General features: G+C 66.6%; 7 protein-coding genes. 2 read left to right on the top strand and 5 right to left on the bottom strand.

The features are described 5' to 3' along the window. Positions 1–17: 17 nt before the first annotated feature. Positions 18–2,996 carry a UPF0182 family membrane protein gene (locus ACTJK0_RS08540; RefSeq protein ID WP_440744913.1) on the bottom strand — a complete coding sequence of 993 codons (2,979 nt, stop codon included), beginning with the start codon at positions 2,994–2,996 and terminating at the stop codon, positions 18–20. Between the two features lie 176 nt (positions 2,997–3,172). Further along, positions 3,173–4,339: a YlbL family protein gene (locus tag ACTJK0_RS08535; protein WP_440744890.1), complete on the bottom strand. Its 1,167-nt coding sequence runs from the start codon at positions 4,337–4,339 to the stop codon at positions 3,173–3,175. Positions 4,340–4,474: 135 nt separating this feature from the next. Between ACTJK0_RS08535 and ACTJK0_RS08530 the strand changes: the two genes are divergently transcribed. Then, positions 4,475–5,899 (top strand): zinc-dependent metalloprotease, encoded by a 1,425-nt coding sequence (locus ACTJK0_RS08530; protein WP_440744889.1) that lies wholly within the window; start codon positions 4,475–4,477, stop codon positions 5,897–5,899. Positions 5,900–5,980: 81 nt separating this feature from the next. Here the strand turns inward: ACTJK0_RS08530 and ACTJK0_RS08525 are convergent, their stop codons facing one another. From ACTJK0_RS08525 to nudC, 3 genes are read right to left on the bottom strand one after another with little or no spacing between them, the layout of a single operon-like run. Then, a complete protein-coding gene (locus tag ACTJK0_RS08525) occupies positions 5,981–6,637 on the bottom strand; it encodes a YgjP-like metallopeptidase domain-containing protein (protein WP_440744888.1) in 657 nt (218 codons plus the stop codon). Next, positions 6,634–8,769 carry an ATP-dependent DNA helicase UvrD2 gene (locus ACTJK0_RS08520; RefSeq protein WP_440744887.1) on the bottom strand — a complete coding sequence of 712 codons (2,136 nt, stop codon included), beginning with the start codon at positions 8,767–8,769 and terminating at the stop codon, positions 6,634–6,636. The genes ACTJK0_RS08525 and ACTJK0_RS08520 overlap by 4 nt, the downstream gene beginning before the upstream one ends. Positions 8,770–8,824: 55 nt before the next feature. Beyond that, a complete protein-coding gene (gene nudC, locus ACTJK0_RS08515) occupies positions 8,825–9,847 on the bottom strand; it encodes an NAD(+) diphosphatase (protein ID WP_110541161.1) in 1,023 nt (340 codons plus the stop codon). 142 nt (positions 9,848–9,989) lie between these two features. On the opposite strand from nudC, the gene ACTJK0_RS08510 reads away from it, so the two are divergent. Continuing rightward, positions 9,990–11,402 (top strand): macrolide 2'-phosphotransferase, encoded by a 1,413-nt coding sequence (locus ACTJK0_RS08510; protein ID WP_440744886.1) that lies wholly within the window; start codon positions 9,990–9,992, stop codon positions 11,400–11,402. Positions 11,403–11,460: the final 58 nt, after the last annotated feature.

Here is an 11,460-nt window from a genome sequence, read left to right as displayed (position 1 = left end):
GCCGGGCCGCCGCCGTCCTACTGGCCTGGCGACGGAGACGGCGACGCTGACGGGGAGGACGATGCCGCCGGGGCCGGGCTGGCCTCCGGAGCGGTGACCGGAATCTTGGCCTCGGCATCCATGGCCTTCTTCAGCGCCGCCGCAACCTTCTTCTGCGCGTCACCGTAGGCGGCGAAGTCGCCGGCGGCAAGCGCTGTCTGGCCTGCCTGGATGGCCGCGTTCGCCTCGTCCAGGGCAGCCTTCAGCTGCGCCTTCGCGTCCGCTTCCGCCGGTGTTGCCGGCGCTGCCGGACCGGCCGGCGTCTGGCCGTTGTTGGCGGAGTCACCTGCCGCTGCACCCGAATCCCCGCCAAAGAGCTGCTTGAGCGCGGCATCGAGGGTGGGCGCGAAGCCCACCTTGTCGCCGAAGGCCACCAGCACACGCTGCAGGGTTGGGTAGGACGTCTCACCGGTCGACTTGAGGTAGACCGGCTGAACGTACAGGATGCCGCCGCCCACGGGCAGCGTGAGCAGGTTGCCGTTCAGGACGTCCGACGCGCCCTGCCGCAGCAGGTTGAGTGCCTGTGACACGGTGGGGTCGGAGTTGAACTTGTTCTGCGCCTGTCCAGGGCCGGGAACCTGGGTTTCCGGCGGAATCTGGAGCAGCCGCAGCTTGCCGTAGCCGTCAGCCTTCACGCCTGCCTGGCTCCCGGCATCCGAATCCGCGGCAAGGAAGCCGTAAAGGACGTTGCGGGCGTTTCCATTGACGATCTGCGGGATGAACGACGAGGTCAGCTGGAATGCCGGCTTCTCCTGGTCGGGCATCTGCAGGGACATGTAGAACGGGGGCTGCTTTACGTCCGTTGACACGGTGGGGTCAGCCGGGGTGCTCCACACGTCGTTGTTCTTGTAGAAGCTGGTGGGATCCGTGACGTGGTACTGGCCCAGCAGCTCACGCTGGACCTTGAACAGGTCCTCCGGGTAGCGGACGTGGCTCATCAGGGCGCCCGACATCTCCGAATACGGCTTCAGCGTTGACGGGAAAATCTTCTGCCAGGCCTTGAGGACAGGATCGGTGTCGTCCCAGGTGTACAGGGTGACGGAGCCGTCGTAGGCATCCACGGTGGCCTTGACCGAGTTGCGGATGTAGTTCACCGTGCTGTTGGGCAAAGCCACGGCGCGGCCCGAGCTTGTCTGCGAATCGGCGGTGGCATCCGACAACTGCTTCTGTTGCGAGTAGGGGAAGTACTGGCTGGTGGTGTAGCCGTCCACGATCCACTTGACGCGGCCGTCCACCAGCGCCGGGTAGGCGCCGCCGTCAACCGTCAGGTACGGAGCCACCTTCTGGACCCGCTCACGGGGGCTCCGGTCGTACAGGATCTGCGACTCAGGATTTACGCCGTCGGAGAGCAGCAGGTCCGAGGACTGGAACTTGATGGCGTAGAGGATCTTGTTGAAGAACGATCCAACGTTCGGGCCGCCGTTGCCCTTGAACGTGTACTGGGTTTCCCCCTCCCCTTCCTTGCCGGATGGACGGTCCTGTTCGCGCGGTGTGGCGCCGTCGGGCGCACCGACGATTGAATACTCAGGCGAGGACTCACCGAAGTAGATCCGCGGTTCATAGGTGGTGTCGTTACCGAGCACACCGGTGGAGGGAATGCCGGACTGCAGGAAATCAGGCTTGCCGTCCACAGTGAACTTGTTGCCCTTGGCTGCCACCACCCCATAGCCGTGCGTGTACACCACGTGCTGGTTCAGCCAGCCCTGCTGGTTGGTTGCCACGTTGGTGGGGTTCAACTCGCGGACCGCGATCACGGTGTCCTGGATCTTTCCGTTCACCTCGTAACGGTCCACATTAAGGGCCTTGGGGAACTGGTAGTACGGGCGGTACTGTTCCAGCTGGGAGAAGGCGTCGGAGATCAGGTTCGGGTCAAGGAGCCGGATGTTTTCCGTGGTCTGCGCGTCGGGCGCGAGGGCGCCCGTGGTGGCAGTGTTGGTGGCGTCATAACGGGCTTCCTGGACGTCGTCCAGGCCGTAGGCCTTGCGGGTGTTCGCAATGTTGCGCTGGATGTACTGGCTTTCCAGCGTCTGCTCCGAAGGCCGGACCTGGAACTGCTGGATCACCCAGGGATACACTCCCCCGGCCAGGATGGAGGTGATGATCAGCATGGCCGTGCCGATGATGGGCAGGCGCCACCGGCCGATCACGGCGGCAACGATGAACAGGATGGCCACCAGCACGGCGGCTACGGCGAGGATGGCTTTGGTGGGAATGACAGCATTGACGTCCGTGTACAGCGCACCGGCCCAGCGGCCGCCATTGCTTTGCACGGACGAGTAGCGGTCAAGCCAGAAGTTGATGCCGAGGAGGACCAGGAAGGCCGCGCCCGTCACCGCGATGTGGATCTGCGCCGCACGGCTGGTGAATACGCCACGCTCCATCAGCCGGATACTGCCGTACAGGTAGTGCGTGAGGATGCCAGCGATACCTGCGATGACCACCACGCTGATCAGGAACCCGGTGACAAACCCCAGGAACGGCAGGGTCATCAGGTAGAAGCTGATGTCCATGTTGAACTGCGGATCGGTTTGCCCGAAGCCCACCTGGTTGAAGAAGAGCAGGACCTTCTGCCACTGGCTGGCAGCCGCGCTGCCCGCGAACAGGCCGAAGAGGACCGGCAGGCCCACCATCACGATCCGGCGGACGGGCTCCAGCTGCGCCTGGTAGCGGTTGAGGTTGTCCCGGACCTCAGAGTCCGGGGCGTAGACCGGACGCGAGTTGTACGCGATGCGGATGGAAAAGAAGACAGCCGCGAACATGAGCGCGAAACCTGCAACGAACGTGGCAATCTTGGCCAGGTTCTCGGTGACGAAGACCTCGATGAAGCCCAATTGCCGGTACCAGAGGACGTCGGTCCAGACGTTCGCGAAGAAGATGAAGCCCACAACCACCAGGGCCACGACGATCAGGGTTGGCGTCAGGGCGCCGCGTCGTGATGGTGGTCTGCCGGTGGACATGGTGCTGGCGGGTCGGGACAAACTGGGTACCTCATAGCTGGTCGTCGAGATTCGAAGCATGCGGGCGACGTACGGTACCGGTCAAACGGCTGGTTTCGTCCGTCATCTGTGCCACGACTGGCGGTAAAGCTTAGTTCCTGTCGAGTCTAGTTGGGCCCAGTCTAGTTGGGCCCGGCTTACTTGCCCGCGCAGGCCGGAAGCCCGGATGTGTCCTGTCCGCTGCCGGCCAGTTCCACCGCATGCCGGGCCTCCGACAGGTTCTGCACCCGGACCACCTGCAGGCCGTCGGGAACGTGGCCCGCCACCTCGTCGCAGTTGGCGGCGGGAGCCAGGAAGAGCGTGGCCCCTGACGAGCGGGCGCCGCGCATTTTCTGGCCGATGCCGCCGATGGGTCCCACCGAGCCGTCCGGGGAGATGGTGCCGGTGCCCGCGATATGTTTGCCGCCGGTGAGATCCCCTGGAGTCACGGTGTCGATAATGCCAAGCGAAAACATGAGCCCGGCGCTGGGGCCGCCCACCTTGTCCAGCGAGATCTGCACCTGGAAAGGGAAACTGAAGAGGTACTTCAACATGACGCCGAGGATGAAGCGCCCCTGGCCGTTGTCCTTGGGCGTAATGTCCAGCACGACCGGCTGGCCGGCGCGCTCAACCGTCACGGAGACCGTGGCGCCCTTCCCCGCGGCAAGCTCATCCTGGATCACGCTGAGCGCAGTGATGTCCTTGCCGTTGATGGATTTGAGGATGTCGCCCTGCTGGATCTTTCCTGCGGACGCGGAGTCCTTGGAGAGGTCCGCCGCCTGGAGCTGCTGGCCGTAGGGAATCTTGAGTTCATTCAAGGCCGAGGCCACCGCGTTCTCCTGGGACGTGGCCATGGCCACCGCGCTCTGTTCCTGCGCGGCTTCCCTGGTGGTTCCCGCGGGGTAGATCAGTTCCACGGGGTATACGGCCTTGGAGCCGTCCAGCCAGGCGGAGAATGCACTGAGGATACTGACCGAGCCGGTGGGACCGCCGTCGACATACACGGTGGTCAGGTCCAGGTTCCCCGCGGCCGGGTACGTTTCGCGGCCGGTCACGTTGATCACGGGATGCCCCTGGCTCTCCCCCAGCGTGTTGTAGGTGGGCCCTGGTGATTCAATGACGTACGGCACCGGAAGGGTGCCGACGGCTATTCCCAGCCCGAGCGCAGCCAACCCGGCAACCATCATGGTGGAAAGCCGCCTTCCCCGGCGACCGCCGTCGTCCGCGTTGATGCTGCCGGCCGCGCCCAAAGGAGCGGCGCCCGGGACAGGGGAAAGATCGGGAACGTGGTCCTCGGAGGGATGGCCGCCACGGGTTGTAGTCACCCCACCAACAGTACGCGCTGGCGGCACGGCGGCCGCTTTGCCTAGAGCGAACGACGGCGGCGGGCGGCAGACAGCCGACCCCCGCCGGGGTACCGTGAAGGTTGATCAACAGTCACACCAGCGATCGGCGGGACCATGACCTCCAACCCACTCAATCCGTCCAACGGCGACGACACCCCCAAGGACCCGTTGGCCGAAATGCTGCAGAACCTGATGGGCGGCAAGGGGATGGAAAACTTCGACGCCGCCGAACTCGCCAAGGCGGCCGGCCTCCCGGATGACCCCAACCTGCTGGCCCAGATGTTCTCACAGGTGCAGGCCATGATGAGCGCACCGTCCGAGGGCCCCGTCAATTGGACGCTGGCCCACGACAACGCCCGGCGGGTGGCCGCGGAAAGTTCGGACCCGTCGGTTAGCGCCCAGCAGTCACGGGATGTGGATGAGGCCCTTCGCCTCGCCGAGCTGTGGCTGGATCCGGTCACTGACTTGCCCGCCACCGGCCTGATCGGCAAGGCCTGGTCGCGGGCGGAGTGGGTGGAAGCAACACTTGGCACCTGGAAGCGGCTGACCGAACCCGTGGCCAACAGCATTGCAAACGCCCTCTCCTCCGCAATGACGGAGCAGATGCCGGAGGAAATGAAGTCCATGATGGGGGGCGCCTCCTCCATGCTGCAGAACATGGGCGGCGCGATCTTTGGCATGCAGCTGGGCCAGGCCATCGGCGCCCTATCCAAGGACGTTGTGAGCTCCACCGACATCGGAGTCCCGCTGGCCGACCTTGAAATGGCACTGCTGCCCGCGAACGTTGCGGCCTTCGGCGAGGGCCTGTCCCTCCCCGAAAACGACATCCGGTTGTTCCTTGCCGTCCGGGAAGCCGCGCACGCACGGCTCTTCGTGCAGGTTCCTTGGCTGCGCGGGCACCTGCTGGGCGCGATCGAGGCCTACGCCCGCGGCATCCATATTGATACTTCCCGCATCGAGGAGCTGGCCCGCGACCTCGATCCGAGCAATCCGGAGGGAATCCAGGAGGCGCTGTCGCAGGGCGTCTTCATGCCCCAGCGGACGCCCGCCCAGGAGCAGGCACTGGAGAAGCTTGAGACCGCGCTGGCGCTCGTCGAAGGCTGGGTTGACGAACTGACCGCCGCCGCAACAGAAAACGTCCTCCCGTCTGCCGGGGCCCTGCGTGAGACTGTGCGCCGCCGGCGCGCGACGGGCGGTCCTGCCGAACACGCCTTCGCGTCCTTGGTGGGACTCGAACTGCGGCCCCGCCGGCTTCGCGACGCCGCTACCCTGTGGGCCACGCTCAAGGAGGAACGGGGCATCGAGGGCCGGGACGCCATCTGGCACCATCCCGACCTGCTGCCCACCGCCGAAGACCTCGACGATCCGAAGGGTTTCAGCTCCCGGCGCAAGCTGGCCGAGGCCAGCGACAGCGAGGTGGACGACGCCCTGCAGAAACTGCTCAGCGGCGGCTTTGACGAAACCCCCGGTGAAGACGGCGGGGCCGACGACACCGGCGGCAAGGATGACGACGGCGGCAGCGGACCGTCCACGAGCTGACACACCGTTGGCGGGCCAGGACTTCCTGGCCCGCCAATGTTTTTAACCTCTTTTGACCCCGTGGCCGGAATACTCTTGCGTCTAGTCGGCGTCGCCCGGCCAGCTGCCCGCGGGGTCCATGTCGCCACCGGCGTCCCCGGCCGGCTGACCGGCCTTTGCGAGTCCCCGGGACGTGGCGAATGAGACGCCCTCGAGGAATGCCCTGGCCCGTGGGGTTTCGGGATACGCCTCCAGCAGCTTCCAGAACGCTGTGTTGTGGGAAGCCACCAGAAGGTGTGCCAGTTCGTGCAGCAGGACGTAGTCAATGACCCATTGCGGCATGGGCCGCAGCTTGTCCGACAGGCGGATGGTGCCCTCGGCCGGCGTGGCGGAACCCCAGCGGGAGTTCTGGTTCTTCACCCAGCGGACGGAGGTGGGTACTGACCGGCCATCGAGGTATTCGGTGGACAGCCGCGCCGCATGGGCTGCCAGTGCTTCATCCGTGGCGGGACGCCGCCGTCCGGCTGCAGTTTGCCGCTCCCCCTGTTTATGGAGTTTGGCCAGCATGCGGTTGACCCACTCCCGTTCCTGGGCGGCAGTAAAGCGGGCCGGGATGGCAACCACTGCCGTTCCGTCTTCCCAGAATGCGGCTACGGTACGGGTACGCCGGGCAGAACGCCGCACTTCCACGGGAGAGCCGTCGGACGTGGTCAGGGTGGTGGGAGGCTGGCGGGGACTGGTGCCGGAGCCGCGCCTCACAGGACGGAGCTTTCGGCGAGTACCCGGAGGACGTCTTCTCCGTACCGTTCAAGTTTGGACGGACCGACACCGGCGAGTCCGGCAAGCTGTTCGAGGGACTTGGGCCTTGCTTCTGCGATGGCGGTGAGGGTGGCATCGGTGAAGACGACGAATGCGGGGACGTCCGCGGACTGCGCCACGTCCCTGCGCCAGTTGCGAAGGGCGTCGAACGTCTGTTCCTCGTAGGTGGGCGGGCACGCATTGCATCGGCCCACCTTGCGTTCGGCACCGGTGGCCAGCATGCTCCCGCAGACCCGGCACACGGCAGGGGCAGCAGCCTTGCGGCGCGGAGCGCTTCCCTTTCCCTTGGTACTTGAGGTGGTAACGGAGTTCGGCCGCAAGCCGTCGAGAAAGCGCGAGGGCTTGCGGTTGGCCCGGCCACCGGGGGTCCGTGCGGTGCTCCAGGAGAGGGATAGGTACTCACGGGCACGGGTGATTCCCACGTACAGCAGCCTGCGTTCCTCGTCTACCGACTCAGGTGCGTCGGCGAAGGAGATGGGCATCAAGCCTTCACTGAGGCCCACGAGGAAGACGGCATCCCATTCCAGGCCCTTGGCGGCGTGCAGGGACGCGAGCGTCACGCCCTGCACGGTGGGGGCGTGCTGGGCGAGGGAGCGCTCCTGCAGTTCGTTAACGAAATCCGCCAGGCCGAAGCCAGGGCCCCGGTTCTGCACGAGTTCGTCGGCGAGCGCCACCAGCGCCGCCAGGGACTCCCACCGCTCGCGGAGCGCCCCTCCGCTGTGCGGAGCCGATTCGGTGTAGCCGAGGGAGGAGACGATGTCGCGGACGAGCTGCCCGAGCGGTTCGGCGGCGTCCGCCTCTGAAACGGCCCGGGTGGCGGCGCGGAGCTGGAGGATTGCATCACGGACCTCCTTGCGGGCGAAGAAGCGCTCGCCTCCCCGCAACTGGTACCCGATGCCTGCCGCCGCCAACGCCTGCTCGTACGCCTCGGACTGGCCGTTGGTCCGGAAGAGGACAGCCACTTCGCTGGCCGGCGTGCCGGCGTCGAGCAGTGCCTTGATCTTCTGCGCCACGGTGGCTGCTTCGGCCTCGTCATCTGTGCACTCTGTGAACTGGGGCTCGGGCCCGGCGGCCCGCTGCGCCACGAGCTGCAGGGGTGCAGCCCAGGCGGCGTCGGCCGTGGGGCCGCCGCTGCGGCGGGCCCCCAGCAGGTCGTTGGCGAGCTTCACCACCTGGGGGGTGGAGCGGTAGTCACGGATCAGCTTGACCACGTTGGCCTGGGGGTAGCGGGCCTTGAAGTCCAGGAGGTGCCGGGGCGACGCGCCGGTGAAGGAGTAGATGGTCTGGCTGGCGTCACCCACCACGCACAGTTCGTCCCGTCCGCCGAGCCAGAGCTCCAGCAGCCGCTGCTGCAGCGGGGAGACGTCCTGGTACTCGTCCACCACAAAGTGCCGGTACTGCTCCCGGACCGTGGCAGCCACCCTTTCATCCTCCTGCAGGATGCCCACAGTGATCAGCAGGACGTCTTCGAAGTCGATGACATTGCGGTCGGTTTTGACGTCCTCATAGGACTGGAAGACCCGTGCCACTGTGGTGAGATCGAAGCCGCCGGGGGCACCCCTCCCCTGGGCGTTTTCCAGGTAATTGGCCGGCGTCAGCATGGACACCTTGGCCCATTCGATTTCAGAGGCAAGGTCACGGATGGAGGCACGGTCGGTGCTGAGCCTAAGCCGCCGCGCGGCCTCGGCAAGCATTTGGGCCTTGTGGTCCAGCAAGTTGGGCAGCGTGCCGCCCACCGCCTGGGGCCAGAAGAACTGCAGCTGGCGCAGGGCCGCGGCGTGGAAGGTGCGGGCCTGGACATTGCCGGCGCCCAGGTCCCGCAAACGGCTGCGCATTTCTGCCGCCGCCCTCGCAGTGAATGTGACGGCGAGCAGGCGCTGCGGGGTGTAGACGCCCGAGTGCACGCCATAGGCGATGCGGTGGGTGATGGCACGGGTCTTCCCGGTCCCCGCGCCGGCGAGGACGCACAACGGGCCGCTGAGGGTGCTGGCCACCTCCCGCTGCTCCGCGTCAAGCCCCCCGAGGATCCGGTCCTCAAGGGAGGCTGCTCCGTCAAAATGTTCTGTAGTCACTTTTGCTGCTTTGTTTCTCGACTACCGGGTGCTGGAGTCTGGTGGATGGAATTGCTTAGGCTTCGCCGCGGTCCAGGATCCGGCCGCCGTACCAGTGCTCAATCAGGGACCTGGCAATGGACAGCCTGCTGGAAATGGTGATCTCTCCGCTGAACACCGCCTCCTGGAGTTCCTCGCGGCTGAACCAGCGCGCCCTGGTGACCTCCACGCCGTCGGGCGTTGCCTGGGTGTCTTCGGTGGCGGCGGTGAATCCAAGCATAAGCGAGGCAGGGAACGGCCACGACTGTGAGCCCAAGTACTGGCAGGCGCTGACCCGGACCCCGACTTCCTCCTGGATCTCACGGACGACGGCTTCTTCGAGGGATTCCCCTGGCTCCACGAATCCGGCCAGGGTGGAGTAGTTCCGGGCGTCCAGGGGGCCGCCGCCGCCCAGGAGCAGCCGGCCGTCCGGGCCGACTACCGTGACAATGATGGCGGGGTCGGTCCGCGGAAAGTGTTCTGAATTGTCGGCGGGGCACCGGCGCACCCAGCCGCCTGACTGGACCACCGTAGGCGTGCCACAGCGCGGACAGTGCGTGTGGGCCTGGTGCCAGTTGGCGATGGCGCTCGCTTCCACGAACAAGGCAGTGGACGTGGGCGTCAGACCCGCTGCCACCTCCCGGAACCCCGCCCACGCCGCATTCGCGGGAATGCCGCCAGTGCCCGGTTCCTGCGGTTGCGGCAGGACGAACAGCAGCAGTTCCGTGCCTGCCGGAAGATCGGCGGCCGGCAGCGCCGACCCCAGGTACACCACCAACTCCGGTGCGGATCCGGCCTTCGCAAGCGCGGCAAGGAGTTCCCTCGCCCCGGTCAGGACCAGGTCGCTGCCCTGCACCAAACCTTGGCGCCCCGACAGCACTGCGGCCAGGGCATCGGGCCCGGCGAGCAGGTCATCGACCATTCCGGGCCTGGCGCGAGCGACAGATCCACGGTCAACCAAAGCGGGCCGAACCGGAAGGAGGGTATCCACCAAATGGTTTGCCGGCAGCCGTCCCGGTGCAGCCTGGTGGACGGGTGTTACAGACTCCGCATGGCTCATGGTTCCACCGTACTGACTGCCGCGGACATTTCACATTTCCGGAGGGTGTATGTGATGCCCGGAACTTCGCGATCGGCAGCTATCTCGAGACTCGCCGCGGCCGGACCGACGTCTGGGACGGCAGGCGCTCTACCGTGGAACGGTGAGAAGAAAACCGATTGAACTGGCGGCAATTGCAACCGCGGCAGTCCCCGGACTGACCCCGACGGCCGTTAGCTCTGCGCCGGATGATCCCGCGGACTTCGACTCGGCGTTGCTCCTTGATTCTGAAGGCAAGCGGTGGCGGGTCCGGTCGCCACGGCACGCCGAAGCCAGCGCCCGGCTGGAAACGGAGTTCCTGGTGCTGCGGGCTTTCGCTCCCGGCGTCCGGGCCGAACTGCCGTTCCTGATGCCGACAGTGGCCGGGAGCGTAAGGCTCGGGGCGCTCACCACTTTCGTGTACTCACACCTGTCCGGCAGCACCCGCAGCGTCGAGGAACTGACCTCCGGGCCGGCTGGACTGGCGCGCGAGATCGGCTCCGCCCTGGCGGCGGTCCATGACCTGCCCCGGTCACTGGTCAGCAATGCCGACCTGCCCAGCTACACCCCGAACGAGTTCCGCCAGCGGAGGCTCAACGAGTTGGACCAGGCAGCCACCACCGGCAAGATTCCGGCCGGGCTGCTGCGCCGCTGGGAGCACGCCATGGAGGATGTTTCGCTCTGGCGTTTCCATCCCTGTGTGGTTCACGGCGACCTGCACGAAGACAACCTGCTGGTGGAGTCGGGACGGGTCACCGCCGTAACCGGCTGGACGGACCTGCGCATCGGTGACCCTGCGGACGACTTCGCCTGGCTGGTCGCGTCCAATGAACAGGACTTCATCAACGCCGTGCTGAAGGCGTACACCTCCAGCCGGCGGGATGCTCCGGACCAGCACCTGCTGCGCCGCGCTGCCCTGTCCGCCGAGTTCGCCCTGGCGCAGTACCTGGTCAAGGGCCTCGCGGCCGGTGACCAGGACATGGTCACCGAGGCTGAGGGCATGCTGGAGAGCCTGGCGAGCGATATCGCCGAGTACGGGGGCCAGCCGATCAGCGTCGAGCCGCTCCCTGCCGCGGGCGCCGCCGCGACGCCCGAAAGCGCCGCAGTTGCCGATCCTGCCGCAGTGCCGGGTGCAGGCGCAACGGCGGGTGCACCCGCGGTGCCTGGTACAGGCTCAACGGCTGGCTCTGCCCCAACGGCCAGCGCAGCCGCCACGCCTCCTGCCAAAGCAATGGGAAATCCCGCCGCGGGAAGTGGCAGCTCCGCGGTCACTCCTGCCGTAACAGTCATTCCCGTACCGGCGCAGCCGGCAGCGGTGGCACCCGCGGCCGTGCAGGCGCGACCCGCCTCCGAGGGTCAGACACCGTCCACGCCCGCCGTGCAGGTGACACCGATTCCGGTGGAGCCACCATCGGCAAATGCGCAGCCTGCGGACGTGCCCCATGCCCGGTCCGCGGGGGTATCAGATGAAAAGGCCGGGGATCCGGACGATACCTCTACCGCAGCCATCTCGATCATCAACGTCAAACAAGGCTGAACCGGGCGGCGCGGCACCAAGGACATCCCCGGCCCACTCACCGCGCCTGTCACGGCGC

The sequence above is a fragment of the Paenarthrobacter sp. 22069 genome (assembly GCF_052046035.1).
GTDB lineage: Bacteria > Actinomycetota > Actinomycetes > Actinomycetales > Micrococcaceae > Arthrobacter.
The sequence above is the reverse complement of the archived record's forward strand: the minus strand, read 5'-3'. Positions and strand labels throughout refer to the sequence as shown.